15 protein-coding genes are annotated in these 16,845 nt (G+C 49.3%); 9 read left to right on the top strand and 6 right to left on the bottom strand.

Going from position 1 to position 16,845, the window contains the following annotated elements; translation table 11 throughout:
* Nucleotides 1-39: 39 nt before the first annotated feature.
* Nucleotides 40-918 (bottom strand): glutathione-dependent disulfide-bond oxidoreductase, encoded by an 879-nt coding sequence (gene yghU / locus ACJJIM_RS00855; protein WP_444912123.1) that lies wholly within the window; start codon nucleotides 916-918, stop codon nucleotides 40-42.
* A 402-nt stretch (nucleotides 919-1,320) separates the two neighbouring features.
* Here yghU and rsxA point away from each other — a divergent pair, with 402 nt between their 5' ends.
* The 7 genes from rsxA to ACJJIM_RS00820 all read left to right on the top strand — a co-directional run bounded on the left by rsxA (nucleotide 1,321) and on the right by ACJJIM_RS00820 (nucleotide 8,153).
* The gene (gene rsxA, locus ACJJIM_RS00850) at nucleotides 1,321-1,896 is read left to right on the top strand and encodes an electron transport complex subunit RsxA (protein WP_108731788.1); all 576 of its coding nucleotides are present in this window, start codon (nucleotides 1,321-1,323) and stop codon (nucleotides 1,894-1,896) included.
* Nucleotides 1,897-1,905: 9 nt separating this feature from the next.
* Entirely contained in the window at nucleotides 1,906-2,520 is a 615-nt protein-coding gene (gene rsxB, locus ACJJIM_RS00845; protein WP_444912122.1) for an electron transport complex subunit RsxB, read from the top strand.
* A 71-nt stretch (nucleotides 2,521-2,591) separates the two neighbouring features.
* Complete coding sequence (gene rsxC / locus ACJJIM_RS00840) at nucleotides 2,592-4,643, top strand: electron transport complex subunit RsxC (protein WP_444913378.1); 2,052 nt, start codon at nucleotides 2,592-2,594, stop codon at nucleotides 4,641-4,643.
* A complete protein-coding gene (locus tag ACJJIM_RS00835) occupies nucleotides 4,643-5,695 on the top strand; it encodes an RnfABCDGE type electron transport complex subunit D (protein ID WP_444906414.1) in 1,053 nt (350 codons plus the stop codon). The genes rsxC and ACJJIM_RS00835 overlap by 1 nt, the downstream gene beginning before the upstream one ends.
* Nucleotides 5,695-6,399, top strand: coding sequence for an electron transport complex subunit RsxG (rsxG, locus tag ACJJIM_RS00830; RefSeq protein ID WP_413664384.1), 705 nt, complete (start codon nucleotides 5,695-5,697; stop codon nucleotides 6,397-6,399). Before ACJJIM_RS00835 ends, rsxG begins: the two co-directional genes overlap by 1 nt.
* Nucleotides 6,399-7,112: an electron transport complex subunit E gene (locus ACJJIM_RS00825; protein WP_444912121.1), complete on the top strand. Its 714-nt coding sequence runs from the start codon at nucleotides 6,399-6,401 to the stop codon at nucleotides 7,110-7,112. The genes rsxG and ACJJIM_RS00825 overlap by 1 nt, the downstream gene beginning before the upstream one ends.
* Before the next feature lie 333 nt (nucleotides 7,113-7,445).
* Nucleotides 7,446-8,153 (top strand): TetR/AcrR family transcriptional regulator, encoded by a 708-nt coding sequence (locus ACJJIM_RS00820; protein WP_282934272.1) that lies wholly within the window; start codon nucleotides 7,446-7,448, stop codon nucleotides 8,151-8,153.
* Nucleotides 8,154-8,254: 101 nt separating this feature from the next.
* Here the strand turns inward: ACJJIM_RS00820 and ACJJIM_RS00815 are convergent, their stop codons facing one another.
* Both ACJJIM_RS00815 and ACJJIM_RS00810 read right to left on the bottom strand, forming a co-directional pair.
* Nucleotides 8,255-9,415, bottom strand: coding sequence for an SO2930 family diheme c-type cytochrome (locus tag ACJJIM_RS00815; protein WP_444912120.1), 1,161 nt, complete (start codon nucleotides 9,413-9,415; stop codon nucleotides 8,255-8,257).
* A complete protein-coding gene (locus ACJJIM_RS00810) occupies nucleotides 9,405-10,700 on the bottom strand; it encodes a parallel beta-helix domain-containing protein (protein ID WP_444912119.1) in 1,296 nt (431 codons plus the stop codon). The genes ACJJIM_RS00815 and ACJJIM_RS00810 overlap by 11 nt, the downstream gene beginning before the upstream one ends.
* Nucleotides 10,701-10,919: 219 nt before the next feature.
* Here ACJJIM_RS00810 and ACJJIM_RS00805 point away from each other — a divergent pair, with 219 nt between their 5' ends.
* Nucleotides 10,920-11,432 carry a hypothetical protein gene (locus ACJJIM_RS00805; RefSeq protein ID WP_444912118.1) on the top strand — a complete coding sequence of 171 codons (513 nt, stop codon included), beginning with the start codon at nucleotides 10,920-10,922 and terminating at the stop codon, nucleotides 11,430-11,432.
* Nucleotides 11,433-11,434: 2 nt separating this feature from the next.
* Here ACJJIM_RS00805 and ACJJIM_RS00800 read toward each other — a convergent pair whose 3' ends face one another.
* The 3 genes from ACJJIM_RS00800 to ACJJIM_RS00790 all read right to left on the bottom strand — a co-directional run bounded on the left by ACJJIM_RS00800 (nucleotide 11,435) and on the right by ACJJIM_RS00790 (nucleotide 14,539).
* On the bottom strand, nucleotides 11,435-12,496 hold the full coding sequence (locus ACJJIM_RS00800; RefSeq protein WP_444912117.1) for an alpha/beta hydrolase: 1,062 nt from the start codon (nucleotides 12,494-12,496) through the stop codon (nucleotides 11,435-11,437).
* A 33-nt stretch (nucleotides 12,497-12,529) separates the two neighbouring features.
* Nucleotides 12,530-13,132, bottom strand: coding sequence for a Yip1 family protein (locus tag ACJJIM_RS00795; RefSeq protein ID WP_444895205.1), 603 nt, complete (start codon nucleotides 13,130-13,132; stop codon nucleotides 12,530-12,532).
* Nucleotides 13,133-13,474: 342 nt separating this feature from the next.
* Entirely contained in the window at nucleotides 13,475-14,539 is a 1,065-nt protein-coding gene (locus ACJJIM_RS00790; RefSeq protein ID WP_444912116.1) for a branched-chain amino acid aminotransferase, read from the bottom strand.
* Nucleotides 14,540-15,157: 618 nt separating this feature from the next.
* Here ACJJIM_RS00790 and ACJJIM_RS00785 point away from each other — a divergent pair.
* Nucleotides 15,158-16,456: a hypothetical protein gene (locus ACJJIM_RS00785; protein ID WP_444912115.1), complete on the top strand. Its 1,299-nt coding sequence runs from the start codon at nucleotides 15,158-15,160 to the stop codon at nucleotides 16,454-16,456.
* The last annotated feature ends 389 nt before the right edge of the window (nucleotides 16,457-16,845 follow it).

The raw sequence follows: 16,845 nt of genomic DNA, 5'->3' as shown, positions 1-16,845 counted from the left end.
GCACATCCTTGTGCCAGCCTTACCTATTAATACCCTGTATTAATCAACATCCTTATCGGTCACTTTATCTTGGGTGTTATTGTCAAAATCACCAGCGCTGTGGCGCTCATGTAGTTGTTCGCTGGGCTCACCCCAGGTTCGATTGACCATTCGTCCGCGCTTTACTGCTGGCCGCTCTCCAATTTCCCCCACCCAACGATTGAGATTTTTATAACTCTGGGTATCGAGAAATTCCGCCGCACTATAAGCTTCATTACGCACCAGAGCCCCATACCAGGGCCAGATCGCAATATCGGCGATGGTATAAGTCCTTCCCGCCACATACGGATGCTTTGCCAGCTGTTGGTCCAATACGTCCAACTGGCGCTTTACTTCCATAGCAAATCGGTTGATCGGGTATTCATATTTTTCCGGTGCATAGGCATAAAAGTGTCCAAAGCCTCCCCCCAGGTAAGGGGCCGAGCCCATCTGCCAGAAGAGCCAATTCAAAGCCTCGGTGCGCTGCTCGGGCGTATGAGGCAAGAGGACATTAAACTTTTCCGCCAGGTAAAGCAGTATGGAGCCACTTTCAAATACCCGGATTGGTGGCGTAGTGCTGTGATCCACTAAGACCGGAATCTTGGAATTTGGGTTTGCCTCTACAAAACCACTGCCAAACTGCTCTCCTTCAGTGATACGGACTAAATGGGCATCGTATTCGGCTCCCTCAAACCCGAGTTCCAATAACTCTTCTAACATCACCGTCGCTTTAACCCCGTTCGGCGTGGCCAAAGAATAGAGCTGCATCGGGTGCTGCCCCTGCGGCAGCGCTTTATCGTGGGTCGCACCCGCTACCGGCCGATTGATACTGGCAAAAGCGCCCCCGCTTTCCTTATCCCACTGCCAAACCTTGGGGGGAGTGTAGGTTTCGTTCGACATTAAACTGCTCCAACTGAATTTAAGGTTGCTCTCAAGCAAAAACACGCATGCCGCGTCAATATACTGTATTGCCTCTACCCCACGCTTAACACCAAGTACCAAACTGGGTTACCCATCTTGTACCTATCGTTTCAAATTGGCAAAGGTACTGCAAATAGTATCCACAAAGGCCTCCACCTTTACTCCAAGTGGAGTCCTTTTGATCCAGAGGTGGCCCTTTGTCGGCCCTTTTCCCCTGCCACCCTCCTCACGAGTTGAAGCCCCCAAGCGACTCAACCATAATAGCCGCCCTGCGCGGCATTCGACGGTGCTCACAAGGAAGGTGCTAGTCTCACCTTAACCCTGCCGACGCCATTGCCGCTGTTCGCGCCACTCCGCCCTCGGGCTTTAACCGGACCTGTTATGACCGAATTTGCCGTCATTCTGCTCAGCACCATCTTGGTCAATAATTATGTGTTAGTGCAGTTTCTCGGCCTGTGCCCGTTTATGGGAGTTTCCAATAAACTGGAGACCGCTGTGGGTATGGCCGGCGCTACCACCTTTGTACTTACTTTGGCCTCTATTTGTTCATACCTGGTCAACACCTATCTGTTGGCCCCTTTTGGTATTGAAGATCTTCGCACCATCTCATTTATTCTGGTGATTGCTGTTGTCGTACAGTTCACGCAGATGTTTATCCAGAAGACCAGCCCGTTGATGTACAAAGTGCTAGGCGTTTTTCTACCGCTGATCACTACCAACTGTGCCGTGTTGGGTGTCGCTCTGCAGAACACTATGAAAGCGCACACTTTTATACAGTCCACTCTTTACGGATTTGGCGCAGCAGTGGGTTTCTCCCTGGTGTTAATCTTGTTTTCCTCGATGCGCGAGCGCCTTTTTGCCGCCGATGTCCCGCTGCCATTTCGCGGCGCCGCAATCGGAATGGTCACTGCCGGACTGATGTCACTGGCATTTATGGGCTTTAGCGGTCTGGTATAGGATTTCGAAATGCTGGACTGGATTTCACAAATTTCTTCTCCCCTGCTGGTGCTCGGTGGCATGGCATTGGTATTCGGTGCCCTGCTGGGTTTCGCCGCCGTTCGCTTCCGGGTGGAGGGTGACCCGCTCGTTGAGCAGGTCGATGCCCTGTTGCCACAGACTCAATGTGGCCAGTGTGGCTACCCCGGCTGTCGCCCCTACGCAGAAGCGATAGTGCACGGCGATACCATCAACAAGTGCCCCCCCGGCGGGCAGGCCACTATCAATGAGTTGGCCAGTCTGCTGGATATAGAGCCCATGCCATTGGACGCCGAGCACGGCGTTGAAGATGTAAAAAAAGTGGCATTTATCCGCGAGGCGGAGTGCATCGGCTGTACCAAATGTATTCAAGCCTGCCCGGTAGATGCCATTGCCGGCGCCGCCAAATATATGCACACGGTGATCACCGATGAGTGCACAGGGTGTGACCTTTGTGTCGAACCCTGCCCCGTTGACTGTATCGATATGGTTCCCCTGGAAACCGCTTTACAGGATTGGCATCCACACAAGCCCAGCGATAGCTCGGTGCTAATTGCCAGCGATCGCCGCACTATTCAAGAACATACCGGGGGAGGCGCGGTTTGAACCCCGTAGATAGCAAGACCAAACAAAGAGAGGCCGTTCAGGAGAGACGCGCAGCCCGCGAGGCACAACTGATTGCCAGTGAAAAAGCGCGCGAGCTGCGCCCCAACGACTTCCCCGGCGGAGTGCACCCTCCCGAGAACAAACACCAGAGTACCGGTGAGCCTATAGGAGTGATCCCCCTCGCCGAGGACTTGATCGTACCACTGCTACAGCACTCCGGTACCACCGCCATACCGCTGGTGAACCTCGGTGATAAGGTATTAAAGGGGCAAAAGATTGCCGAAGCCGACGGTTTCATTAGCTGTCCAGTGCATGCTCCCAGCTCCGGCAGGGTTATGGCCATTGAACCCTATCCAGTTCCCCACCCTTCGGGTCTGCTGGAGGACTGCATTGTCATTCGCACAGACGGCGACGATGCCTGGTGCGAACTCACCCCCTGCGAAGATTACCTCCAGATTTCACCGATAGAGCTTCTGGACAAGATCCGCGACTGCGGTATTGCCGGCATGGGCGGTGCAGGGTTTCCAACCGCTGTGAAGCTAGACCCTCACGGCGGCGCCGAAATTGATACTTTGATTATCAATGGGACAGAGTGTGAACCCTATATCACTGCCGACGATATGCTTATGCGGGAGCGTGCCGACGAAATTATTGCCGGCGTGGAAATTCTTGCCCATATCCTCGACCAGCCCGAACGGGTATTGATTGGTATCGAAGACAATAAGCCCAAAGCTATCCGCGCGATGCGCAAAGCTGTCGAAGGCACTCGATTCGATATCGTGGTATTCCCCACAAAGTATCCGTCCGGCGGCGAAAAACAGCTGATTCAAATCCTTACCGGCCGAGAAGTGCCCAACAAAGGGCTACCGGCCAATGTGGGGATTGTATGCCAGAATGTCGGCACTGCTCGCGCGGTATATCGCGCGATTCGGTTTGGCGAACCCCTGATCAGCCGAGTGACGACTGTTGTCGGCAAAGCGCTGGAGCAGCAGCGCAATATCGATGTACCTATCGGCACTCCCATAGAACATATCCTCAAATATCACGGTATCCATCGCGGCCTGATGCAAAAGGTGATCATCGGCGGTCCGATGATGGGTTATACGATTGACGATCAACGCGCTCCGATTGTGAAAACCACCAACTGCCTGCTCGTACCGACCCGTGAGGAGCTACCGCCAGCACCGGTGGCCCAAGCTTGTATTCGCTGCGGTTTTTGCGCAGAGGCATGCCCGGCTTCACTGCTACCGCAACAACTCTATTGGTATGCCCGCGCCGACGAACGGGAGAAGCTACAGGCCTATAACCTGTTTGACTGTATCGAGTGCGGTGCCTGCTCTTACGTCTGCCCCAGTACGATTCCCCTGGTTCAGTACTATCGCGCTGCCAAAGGTGCAATTCGCACTGCTGAAGCGGAAAAAGAGAAGTCCGATCGCGCACGCGATCGTTTCGAATTCCGCAAGTTGCGCCTTGAAAAAGCTGAAAAAGAGAAAGAAGCAAAACGCGAAGCCCGGCGCAAAGCCGCTGAACAAGCTCGCCAGCAAAGGGAACAAAACCCTGAATCTCCGGCAGCCAAAGCTGAGAAGCAGGAAGCAGATGTTGTCGCCGCCGCCCTGGCGCGAGTTAAGTCCCGCCAGGAGGACCCCAAGCAGCTTTTAGCCCGCGCCCAGCGTACTTTCTCCAGTGCCGAGAGCCGGGTGGAACGCATGCGTAACAAACTGGAAGCTGCCGATGAGAGCCAGCGCGACCAATTGGCAGCACAACTCAAAGCTGCTGAAGTGAAATTGCAGGAAGCACAACACAAGTTGACCCTTGCCGAACGACGCGCCGATAGGGATACCGCCCGGGAGCCCAACCAGGAAGAAACCAATGCAGCTGTGCGGGCAATTACCAAAGCCCGTGCCTCCGCAGAGGCGCGGGCCCAGATGAGTGACGCCGACAGACTTGCTGCAGATATCGAGGCACTGCGCAAGCGCGTCGCCAAAGCTGAGACTCGCCTGCAAAAGGCTCGGGATGAAGATGATGCTAATCTGGGCGCATTCGAAAGCGCCTTGGAGAAGCTACAAAAGAAACTGGAAGACAAAATGCGCGAACACAAAGCAGCACAGGACGGAAAGCAATAATGTCTCTGATGCGCGCCACCTCCCCTCACGCCCGCTCCGGCAATGACACCACTAAAGTCATGCTACAAGTCGCCGCGGCCACCATACCCGGTGTGCTGGCGATGGTGATTTATTTCGGTATCGGAGTACTGATCAATATTGCCCTGTGCACAATCACAGCGCTTCTGTGTGAAGCAGCGGTAATGAGATTACGCGGCAGGCCGGCAGCATTCTATCTGCGGGATTGCAGTGCTTTTGTAACTGCACTGCTGCTCGGTATCGCGCTTCCAGCCTACTGTGCCTGGTGGCTGCCGATAGTGGGCACTGCGGTGGCTATTGTCCTGGCCAAGCATCTTTATGGCGGTATGGGGTACAACCCATTTAACCCCGCAATGGTGGGCTATGTTGTCCTGCTGATTAGTTTCCCGGTAGATATGACCCGCTGGGTGGGAGCTGCAGAGGTTATCGGCGGGACACCTAGCCTGGAAGAGGCCTTCTCTCTGGTAATCGGTACCTACAATGTCGATGGTTTTACCCGCGCTACACCGCTGGAAATCGTGCGGTTAAACGAGTCAGTGCTTCTCTCCCAGCTCTATGAAATGGAGCCGGTCCTCAATAAAGGCACATTTGCTGGAGTCGGTTGGGAAACCGTCAGCTTCGGATTCCTATTAGGTGGGCTGTTCTTACTATTTCGCGGCATTATTACCTGGCATGCACCGGTTGCCATGCTCGCCACCCTCACTCTGATTTCCCTGTTTTTCTACGACAGCGGCAGTTCCTTGTCAGAGGGATCCCCCGTACTGCATTTATTTTCTGGGGCCACCATGTTTGGGGCCTTCTTTATTATTACCGACCCTGTCAGCGGTGCCACCAGTAACCGGGGCCGCCTGATTTTTGGGGCCGGTGTGGGGCTGCTCACTTATGTAATCCGGGCCTGGGGCACTTACCCCGATGCGGTGGCTTTTGCTGTATTGCTGATGAACTTTGCAACACCAACCATTGATAACTACACGCTTCCACGGACCTATGGCCACAAGGGCTCCCGCCGCGCTACCGACCTGGAGGAGAGCTGATGCTTAAACAGTCAATGGCCTCCAATGCCGCCGTTCTCACTCTTATCGCCCTGGTCACTGCAGGTACACTCGCAGTGACCCAAATTACGACTAAAGAACCGATTGAGAGAGCTATCCGGGAAGCTTCGGCGAAAGCACTACTGGAAATTATCCCATTGGAACGCCACAGTAATGACATGTTGGTAGACACCTATCCAATTCCAAAACCTTACTGGAATCAGCTAGGCCTGCAACAAGGTGGAGATATCAATCTCGCGCGGGAAGAGGACGGAAAAGTCTCTGCAGTCATTGTGCCCGCAGTCACACCGGATGGATATTCCGGCCCGATAAAAATACTCGTTGGTGTGAATCGCGATGGCACTATTGCTGGCGTCAGGGTAACAAGCCACACAGAAACTCCGGGGCTGGGCGATAAAGTCGAGCTGAAAAAAAGTAACTGGGTGCTCCAGTTTGACGGCCTGTCACTAAAAAATCCGCCTTCAGCCGATTGGAAAGTACAAAAGGATGGCGGTGTTTTTGATGAATTTACTGGCGCAACAATTACTCCTCGCGCTGTTGTCAATGAAGTGCACCAGGTGCTTGAGTTTGTAGCCCAGCACCACGAACAAATATTTAATGCGCCAATGTCCAAGCGAGCGGTAGAGATTGAGAACTCTGAAATCGACTCGGAACAAGTACCTGCGGCGGTTGAGGAGCAGAACTGATGGCAACTCCCGGCTACACAAAAATCGCCCAAAATGGGCTGTGGAAAAATAACCCCGCGCTGGTGCAATTGCTTGGCCTCTGTCCCCTGCTGGCGGTCACCGGTTCCGTAGTGAACGGCATCGGCCTCGGTTTGGCCACTACCGGAGTTCTCACCTGCTCCAACCTTGCGGTCTCCCTAATCCGACGACAAATTCCGGATACTGTCCGTTTACCAGCCTCCGTTATGATCATCGCCACCTTCGTTACCTGCGTTGAGCTATTGATGAAGGCTTATACCTACGAGCTTTACTTGGTGCTAGGTATTTTTATCCCGCTAATCGTAACCAACTGTGCGATCCTCGGGCGAGCAGATGCTTTTGCCAGTAAAAACCCCGTGCTTCCGTCCCTGGCAGATGGATTTATGATGGGTATAGGTTTCACTGCAGTACTCATCGCCATTGGCGCAGTCAGAGAAATTCTTGGCCAAGGCACACTATTTTCAGATATGGACTTGTTATTTGGTTCAATGGCAAAAGATTGGGGTATTTCCATTTTTGGCAGTGACTATCCAGGCGTTCTTGTTGCCGTGCTTCCTCCCGGTGCATTCCTTGTCGCCGGCTTATTGATCGCAGCAAAAAACGCCATTGATATCGGTATTGAAAGACATAAAAGCCAGAAAGTTAAGATCATTCCAGGCTCAAAGCGCGTACGTGTTACCGGAAAAATCTCTTAAGATAAGCAGCAGCTAACCAATTTAATTCTGCAATTGAATGGCTATTTATCCTGCCAATCGATTGCAGAACTTAATTTTTTCACCAAAAGCCAAAATGTGAACCCCCTCACTAATCTGTATCTTGCGGATTTTTCATCTTTCACTTTTTCAGTATGATGAGATACATCATCAAATCCCCACTTTTTTACATTTATTGCGCTGTACCAGTGCAATATTCGTGTAATCGAATGTAATAGCATTATTCCCTTTTTTTAATTTTGTTTGGCTAGAATGGCACGGCCGACCAGCTTCACCTTGCTATCGGCGCCAACGCAATAAGACAGGGATAATGCTATGACTGTAGACACTGGAAAGTCTGAATTGGTCTACCACGGCCGCCGGGCCCAACGCGCAGATAGCCGTCTGCGGCGCAAGGCGATTCTAGAGGCCACCCTGAGACTGATCGTTAAAGAAGGTATCCGCGGCATCAGGCACCGTGCAGTCGCCCGCGAAGCTAACGTTCCTCTCGCGGCTACTACTTATTATTTCAAAGACCTGAATGACCTGATCAGCGATTCATTTACTTATTTTGTTGAGCAGGGACTCGAGGCTACACGCCAACTGCATGAAGAGAGTTTTAGTGCGGCACGGAATTTATCCGCACAAGAACGGGCGTCACATAGCAGTCGTAAACTGCTGATTCAACAATTGACCCGTTTTATTCTTACTCATGTCCGCACCCAGGCTGAAGACCGGGATCGCAGATTGGTTGAACTGGCATTCCGCAATGAAGCGCTTCGCAATGAGCAGCTGACCCGCGCGGTGCGGATGGCCAATCACGCCAGAGAGTCAATGATCAAGGAATTCTTCCAATTACTGGGTCTAGCGGATTCTGAAGCGGCTGCACAAATTGCTCACGGTACGATCCTGAACCTTGAGTATGAAATTTTGAGTGGTGCTATTGCTATCGACTCACCGCTGTTGGAACGCACCGTCACCTTGATGATCAACGGATTAATTCCAGCGGCAACAGTTGTTGCTGAAACTGCAGCATACGGCTGAATCTTTCTGAATTACTCGTCTCCAGGAAACGGGTATGGAGTTGTCCCCTCCATACCCAACTCCTCTTCATATAGCTCTTTCCAGATAGCTTCCAATAAAGATTAAGTGCAGCTTCCCGGTAGGGAGCTTACCCACTGCTTTAGTAATTCAACGCCCTCTGTATGCACCATGCTTCTACCTAATTCAGGCATCATGGCCCCAGGCGCGGTAGACTCTACACGAAAATTCAAAATAGAATTTTCAGGCTCTCCCGGTACTATTGCGAATAAATGCCCTCCACTGCCTGTACCCGCAGCAATAGGCGGTTTACATAGCCCGAGTTTGCGCCAATCAGTTTCGCTATGATGCAACATAAGCCCTGAGGTATCTGCCGGCCCAGAGGGATTGTGACAGTGGCCACAATTGATATCCAAATAAGCCCTGGCGCGATCTTCCAGAGACACAGTCGCATCGTAAATATTGGCATTTCTCGGCAAACTTTTCAGATCAGGCAGCCCACGTAAATAGCCGGCTTTTTGCCAAAACAGCAATTGATTTTCTACTCCGCTACGGTAGGGAAAGTCTTTATTCAGATGTCGAGCCTTAGGGCCGAGAGGAGAAATGGCTTTGTCAGTAAACTTTTCTGCATGACAACCAGCACATTGATTGGCGTCAGGTACTACATAACTAAGGTTTTCCTGCTGTCCGTTCAGGCTAACCAACTGAAAATTTTTCACATCACCAGCAATCTCAAGAGTTGCCTCAGTCTGCTCTTTATTCCAGACATAGGGCAGCGCCTGCCAATTTTCCTGCCTGCGGATTAAAAGCCGTGTCTCAACGAGACGGACACGATTTAAATCAAGTGCCTGCCCAAAGCGCCCCTCAACATAATCCGCAGAAAAGTCATCGGTACGGCGAACTGCACCACTACTCTCCTGTGGATAGTAAAATGTCTTGCTTAAGATAGTTCCGACAGGGTAATTAAACTGTTCTTCTCCGTAGGTTGCAAAAGCCCCCTCAGGCAGCCAGACGGTTCTGAACTTATGAGCATAATCGGTAAATAAACCCGTATTTAAATCATAGGGTAATGCTCTTTCCGCAGGGAAGAGCATACCTTTCTCCATCCTCAATAAATTCCATGCACTGAGTTTTTCGGGCACCTCTTCTACTGGGAATAAATGAACATCCTTTTTATATGATTCACACCCCGCAAGGCCAATCAATAATATAAGGCTCCAAATAGAGTAGATAAGCTTCCTACTTATTTGATTATTATTCTTCATTAGCTACCTCTATCACTGCCAAATGGTCTTCATTTTCCAGCTTTGAATCAAAGTCTAAAACTACTTTGGCAAGCTTTTCCAAATGACACTGATGAGGTTCTATATCCGTGGATATATTCTTATACTCATTTCCAAAATCTATATTGAGAATTCCTGCAGGCTCGTTATCAATACATAACTTTAATGCTTCAGGTATTTGACCATCCACCAGTTTACTTTGATCAACCACTCCATCCCAAAGAATATCCGGCAGTGTACCTGATATTCCAAACATAGCTAACTTCAGAGCTTTTAACTTAAGATGATCTGGCGATGTACCACCGCCAGAAAAGTTATTGGCATAGATATAGATCCCCTCTGGGTATGGGTCAAAATCAGCCTGCGTAGACTTATCACTATAGTATCCAGCCGTAAAATAGCTGCTGATCAATATGTTAGCAGTATCATTATCAGAAATATCATTTCCAAAAATCTCCACCCGATCATTCGAGTTAATAACCACCCCAGATCCTGCTGGCACGGCAGCAACCGGCGTGCCCTCATGACCAAAATTTCCAGTATTATTATTCTTTATCTGGTTATTGTAGATACGTGTACTGTGCCCTGGCTGCGGAAGATTAGGCATGTTAAAAACAAGAATTCCCCCAGTATTATTCACAGCAATATTGTTGTAAACATCTGCACCGATCGTATTCTCTACCTCAATACCCGCCACATTAAATTCTGCGCGGCTATTGCGAACAATAACATTCCGCGACTGACCGACATAAATTCCAGCATCTGAAGCGCCAATAGCTACCACACCATCGATTAAAGTATTTTCAGTCTGTACAGGATAAATACCATAGGCACCATTTTGGGTAGACGGGCCATTGGTCCATTCAACACGAACATCCCTGATGATAATGTTTTTGCCCTCATTAATTTTCAGGGCATCGCCTATGGTATCCTCAATAGCCAACCCCTCAATAGTAAAGTTACTGGCATTAACTAATATCCCCTCAGCACCCTGAATTTGCCCCTCAAAGGAGAGGACAGATTTATCCATGCCAGCTCCACGTAGCGTTACTCCATCAATATTCAGGGATAAACTACGATTGATATGGAATTTACCCTCAGGAATAGTAATAACATCCCCAGTCTTTGCGGATATCAGTTTTTTTAGTAGTTGCTTTTGAAAATCAACCTTACTGGAACTGTCCTCAACTCTGGATTCAGGCCGTTCAGAACATCCAACGGGTACTATTAATGCCAGAATTACTCCCATATACGCTAAAGTCTTCATAGCCACACCTTTTATATAAATTATTGTCAATTGAGCTACTCAAACCTCAAATTGGTACTCCTGTACCAATTTAAAGGTGAAAACAGGACTAAATACACACTTTGATACTATCCAACCAACACCTCGTTATCAAGGCGCTATTATTAGTACAGAAGACAACCCTAGAAATTCATTTAAGCGCCATACTCCCAAAAACAAAAACCACTTATTGAAATCAAGATGGCCAGCACTTCAATTAAAAAATGTCAGTTTTTGTGTTTTCTTATTTACGTATTCTGCTCACTTGACGCTGCTGCCGAAATGATAGTGATACAGATCTCTGCTCCTAATGGATCAAACCTCTACACAGAACAACCTATCGATAAAAGTACAGATATCAAAGGAAGCGAGCCTATCTATATCAAAATATCATCAACTCAATATCAAGCAATAAAGTGCAAAGGCCCGTGGGGCGCTACAAAGTACAAAAAATGGATGACGGAGGGGCCTGGTTTCAAGCTCTACCAAAGTGATAAGCAGTTGCTCATTCAGGTTGTTGAACACCGAGTAATTAGCGCTGACATGGCCATTAACTCCATGAGCATACATTGCATGGACGCAGAACCTAAACAAGTTATTAAATCAATAGCGGAGATAGTGATCGAAAGATCAATAAATTCAGAAGAAATACTAGAGTTTGATAACGGGTATAAATTATCTTACCAGTACTCAATTACAAAAGGAAAGCCGTAAGTTTAGTCATTCAGGAAACTATTCATACCGGCATAAACTTTTGCGCACTCCCCTTTCACCAAGTCTTCAAGAATCAAAAATGGATGAATCATATCGGAAAAGTGAACATTTTCAGATCTAACACCCACCTCTTCCACTTTCCGGTAGTAAATATCCCCAGTATCCCGGTGCGGGCAAAACTCTACGGTAAAAACTAAGGTTTCAGGAAGAGCTGCCGTAAAATCCATAAAAAGAGGGGATGCTTTTTTTCTACACTGCCCCTCAGCAAAATATTGCCCCAAGTACCAAATTGATTTTCGTGCCTCTAAAAAATAGCCTACCGCATTCTCTTCATGGGACCGTAAATGCATGGTGTAATCGAGAACCGGATAAATTAAAACCTGCTTTTTAATCTTAACGCTGTAGTCAAATTGAGCCAGGTGAGACATTGTGGCGGCCAGAGCGCCACCTGCAGAGTCCCCAGCGACAGACAAACTCGGTTGATAATATAAGCCCAATCTGTCCAGTGCCGCCCAAACCCCAACAACTGCGGCATAGCAATCTGTTACCGCGCTCGGATAGCGATTCTCAGGGGCCAACCGGTACTCAGGCGCAACAACAATATGTCGAGTCTCCCGGGCAATCTTTCTGCAAATCGGGTCAAATGAATAAACGTTTCCGGCTACATGGCCACCGCCATGAAAATAGAGAAGAACAGGTAGAACTTCATCGGGATAGGGGACAAAGACTCTTACAGGTACGTCGTATCCAGAGGCATAGATAATGCCATCTCCTACCGAGGCAACATCTGGAATATCAGTGACATACTTATCTATAAACTTTGTGGTCGATTCCCGAACATTGATGGGGTTGAACTCAAAGCCCTTTGAGTAGAGCTCTTTCATAGAGCTGTTGAATTCTTCAAGAAACCCCGAAAGGCGGTCATTTACTTTACGCATTGTCGTTACAGCCAGGATAGAAGAGACTTCGCCGTACCCATGAATATGAGCCCCTTCACCGGGTACGACGTCGATAGCTTGTATCCCCAGCCCTAAATCGCCTGGCGAAAATGCCTGAAACGACATTTACATCTGGCGGTAGCTACGAGCCCAAACTACTCAAGAGGAGTAAAAGACCGGTGCGGATACATAGCTCCAGAATAGAACTGTAGCAACCATAATAATGACTGCCATGACGAGTGACACCGTAATAATTGCACTGGCAAAAAGGAAGCCACGCTCTTCAGAAACACCCATCACAATAGGAATTCCCAAATAAAGCAGATAGACGGCGTAAGCAACCGCCAGAGTTGCGAGCAGTATGTCCAGCCACAACACAGGGTAAATCCCTGCAATACCCACAATAAAAATAGGCGTGGCAGTGAAACCCGCTACAACTACGCCTTTAAGGGGGTGAGTTTCAGCTCCGTAAGTCTTGGCCATCCAATGGATGAAATAACCAATAGCAGTGACAGCCAAAACCATTGTGCAATAAAATACGGCGACCAATTCCAAAGCACTTTGGCCCGTAATTCTCACCGGGGCACCAGTGCCAATCGTCCAACCAACCTGTGTCGTGCCAAAATACCACGCAGCTGCAGGAAGTAATGCCAGAACGATGACATAAGGAACCTGTCTACGCAGATTACGTTCAGAGAGACTGCCAATAAGCTGCCACTGTCTACGTGGTTGCAGCATAAGGCCAAGCATATGGGTCAACATCTCGTTATCCTCAACTGTGCAAGGAACTATAAGCGAGACCTATTAGCTCAAATTGATCTTGGAACTGCTGGTCAAAATGAGGTGTACCGCAATCAGGCCACTCTCAAGCTCCAATTTATTTCTTATTTAACCCCTTCACTTTTAGGTGTTAAGGTCGCACAAGTCAACAAACTCAATTAAATTGGCGGGAATGTTTACGCGAGCGTTTCGCTTGGAAACAAGTAAATAGAAAACACTGCTACAAAAAAACCCGCGAAGGATAAAGCAGGATTTATGGTGGGGAAAAGCTGGTTACTAGACCCAAGCAGCCTTGGAGACTGCCCGGGTACGAAGATTTAGTACTTAAACTACAGGCTCAACAGGGTGCATCCACCCGTAAGCATCCTCAGAACGCCCCTCCTGAATATCCAGCAGTGCTTGTCGCAAACGCTCTGCAACAGGACCTGGGGCATCGGCTAGTTCGTACTCTCTATCGCCATCACCAATTACGCTGATAGGACTGATTATTGCAGCAGTACCGCAAGCAAAAGCTTCGCTACAGTCTCCAGAAGCTATCTGCTCTAACAGCTCATCAATCGGGATCGCCCGCTCAACAACCTTGTACCCCAATCCCTCCGCAAGCTGGATCAGAGAATATCGTGTGATGCCCTCGAGAATTGAGCCGTTCAACGCTGGGGTATATATAGTGCCATCAATGACCGCAAAAAAATTCATCCCTGACAGCTCATCGATACTCTGCCGATTAGAGGGGCTCAACCAAAGCGACTGATCATAACCTCGCTCTTTAAGGCGGCCGATACTAAGTAGAGAACTGGCATAATTTCCGCCAACTTTAGCATCCCCAGTTCCCCCTACTGCAGCTCGAGCATCTTCTCTCTCAACCCACAAACGCATATTGCCGGAATGGTAGGCTTCCGAGGGACTAGCTATTACATAAAATTCATAGGCATTACTGGCTGAAACCGTTAGGTCCGGCTGGGTTCCCATTAGGAAAGGACGCAGGTACAGGGACTCACCGCTGTTGCTCGGGAGCAGGCCAGCGCAGTAAGCAGTCACAACACGAACGCCATCCAGGAACAGGGACTCAGGAACCGGAGGCATACATAAGCGCTTCGCTGAATATGCCATTCGTGCAGCATTCATTTCGGGCCGGAACAGTGCAGCTCCCCCCTCGGAAGTTCGATAGGCCTTCATTCCTTCAAAGCATGACTGCGCGTAGTGAAGTACCTTAGCAGCAGGGTCGACGGTCAGAGGCGCATAGGGGATCAACTCTCCACTACTCCAGCAACCATCCTGCCAAATGGCGCGAAACATTACTGGGGCCATGGCGGTTCCAAAGCCCAGCTTCTCGGGTGCTTCATAGCCCCGAAGGCTTACCGCGATCTCTGGATCGATATAGATACTCACTGAGCTCTCCTCTGAATTCGAATCAGCTGATTATGGCGCTTGTTACGCTGCAATCCAAATAGATCAACCTCTGATACAGCAACAGCAGTAATCTAACCCCAAATTCAGCATACTTGTTAGGACGATGATCCACCTATTTAGCTTCCGCCATCCTGATGTGGCACCAGCGCCAACCAAGCCACTCGCTACACTTCGCTGCCAAGTCGCGATATCGGACGTAATCAACAAATTTTTGGCATCTACTTACAGTCCCTCACCCCTAATTTGCACTCCCAACTGCTAAACCAAAAGGGTGGTCACAGGCATGCTGGCGCAATGGGCATTAAGTGGCTGAAGTACCCGCCGCAGCTTCCTTCTTGGCACATAGTGCTAGCTATACTGACTAATACGCGGCCAGGCAGGCATTTATAAGCATCCAGTCGCGCCGTCACTGTGAGCTTGAGGATACCCCCTCAATGCGCTCAGGGTCGAGAGAACCACATTCAGGAGAGAACTTCCGCCGTATTCGCTGTTGCAGTGGGCGAGCGGAAATAAGACCCGAAAACTGACAGGTGCAGGTTCCAACCTCAGCTGTTTGGTATTCGGTGAAGCCAAATATGAAACGGAAGTGGTTCAATCGTGACACAGATAGATACCAGCAATTCCTTTGCTATCGGCTTGATGTTTACAGCCACAGCACTGCTGTGTAATGGCGCCCTGGCCGACGATGGCGCACCTGTGGCAGTCCAAACTAATGCACCTCCAAAAGCCTTTATTGAAGCCGCCTCGAAACCACTCAAGAAAACACCTCGACAGCTAAGGCCCTCCGAGGCTGTAGAAAATTACCGTGAACGTATAGAGGAGCTCGAAGCCCAATATGGTGCTTATGGCGCCGGTATTGATGAACAGCTTTTGGGGCTGGCCACCGCATTACAGAAAGCTGGCGATCATGAGCAGGCTGTCACTGAATTTCGTCGTGCAATGCTGATTAGCAGAGTCAATGAGGGGCTCTATTCACTAAGCCAAATCCCTATGATCAAGCGCTTGATCGAGAGCCAAATAGCGCTCAATCAGTGGGAAGAAGCTAACGACAACCAGCAGTACCTCTACTGGCTCTACCAGAAAAATTACGGCGAAAAAGACCCCCGTATGCTGCCAGTAATCAACAACTTGAGTCGTTGGCATTTACAGGCTTATGTGGAGGAAAAAGGGGACACGCTATTTGAGCATCTAATTAGTGCAACCAATCTTTACAGTTTGGCGGTAGATATTATTACAAAAAACTTTGGCTCCACCGACCTTCGCCTTGTTGATGCCCTGCGCGGATTAAAAGCAACTAACTATTATCTGGCCACCTATAAGGGTGAACCCAACTCTCCAGTTTTTGTTAACGCCAGCTTTGGTGGTAGTGGCCCCGACTCACATCAGCGAACCAAATTAGATCACTACCGGATGAAGAGTTTTAACACCGGGAAAAAAGCCATTACCCGTATCGTTGATGTCTACCAAAGAAACCCCAAGTCCCCCCCGGCAGCCTCAGCCAAAGCCAAAGTTGAACTCGGCGACTGGTACATGATGTTTAACAAGTGGCACTCCGCACGCCAAACCTACGGCGAGGCCTACAAGGCACTTTGGGATAACGGTGCCTCTAACGATGAAATTGAGGACATATTTGGACGGCCTGTGGCTTTACCCGCGCTCCCCGTTTTGGAGTCGGACAGCAAAACCCTAGCCAATTCCCGGATTACGGTCTCCTATGATGTCACGGCTTTTGGCAAGGCGAGGAATATAAAAATACTCAGGGCTTACCCTTCAGATAAAGTGAAGATCCGCTCAAAAGTTAGAAACATTCTAAAACGCGCCAAATTCAGACCAAGGTTTGAAGATGGAGAGGCGGTGGAAACCCGCGGAATTGTGCAACGCTTTATATTCGACTGAGAAACCTATCACCACTGACACCAGCTCGATGTGGAATCTACGCAAATAATCAAATAACAACTATTTTTAAAGTTCCACATTGAGCATTTGCTAGTACCGGAAAAACACTTCATGTGTCTCACGCGGTCACACCGGCAAACAGTCTAGGAGAGAAAGAGATGACACCTCGAGCAGCGGTAGAAAAAATTCACCGCCACAGCTGTTTGTCAAAGGTACTGGTACCAATTGCGTTGGCGGCGATCTTAACCGGTGGGTGCAAGAGCCAACAAACTCAATCACAGCCACCAGCAATGCCATCTCTACCATCCTCCAGTTCATCTTCCAGTTCTGCATCGCAATCGCAATCGCAATCGCAATCGCAATCTAGTAGCAGCAGTAGTTCGCAAAGA

The organism is Microbulbifer maximicatervae (SeqCode) (genome assembly GCF_052467615.1).
This window is presented reverse-complemented; position numbering and strand designations above follow the sequence as displayed.

What these genes read in the sequence shown, in the direction of transcription:
- ACJJIM_RS00835 (WP_444906414.1), top strand. Translation starts at nt 4,643, where the DNA reads ATGTCTCTGATGCGCGCCACCTCCCCTCACGCCCGCTCCGGCAATGAC.
- ACJJIM_RS00795 (WP_444895205.1), bottom strand. Translation starts at nt 13,132, where the DNA reads ATGTTGACCCATATGCTTGGCCTTATGCTGCAACCACGTAGACAGTGG.
- yghU (WP_444912123.1), bottom strand. Translation starts at nt 918, where the DNA reads ATGTCGAACGAAACCTACACTCCCCCCAAGGTTTGGCAGTGGGATAAG.
- ACJJIM_RS00810 (WP_444912119.1), bottom strand. Translation starts at nt 10,700, where the DNA reads ATGAAGACTTTAGCGTATATGGGAGTAATTCTGGCATTAATAGTACCC.
- rsxB (WP_444912122.1), top strand. Translation starts at nt 1,906, where the DNA reads ATGCTGGACTGGATTTCACAAATTTCTTCTCCCCTGCTGGTGCTCGGT.
- rsxG (WP_413664384.1), top strand. Translation starts at nt 5,695, where the DNA reads ATGCTTAAACAGTCAATGGCCTCCAATGCCGCCGTTCTCACTCTTATC.
- ACJJIM_RS00815 (WP_444912120.1), bottom strand. Translation starts at nt 9,415, where the DNA reads ATGAAGAATAATAATCAAATAAGTAGGAAGCTTATCTACTCTATTTGG.
- rsxA (WP_108731788.1), top strand. Translation starts at nt 1,321, where the DNA reads ATGACCGAATTTGCCGTCATTCTGCTCAGCACCATCTTGGTCAATAAT.
- ACJJIM_RS00825 (WP_444912121.1), top strand. Translation starts at nt 6,399, where the DNA reads ATGGCAACTCCCGGCTACACAAAAATCGCCCAAAATGGGCTGTGGAAA.
- ACJJIM_RS00820 (WP_282934272.1), top strand. Translation starts at nt 7,446, where the DNA reads ATGACTGTAGACACTGGAAAGTCTGAATTGGTCTACCACGGCCGCCGG.
- ACJJIM_RS00805 (WP_444912118.1), top strand. Translation starts at nt 10,920, where the DNA reads ATGGCCAGCACTTCAATTAAAAAATGTCAGTTTTTGTGTTTTCTTATT.
- ACJJIM_RS00800 (WP_444912117.1), bottom strand. Translation starts at nt 12,496, where the DNA reads ATGTCGTTTCAGGCATTTTCGCCAGGCGATTTAGGGCTGGGGATACAA.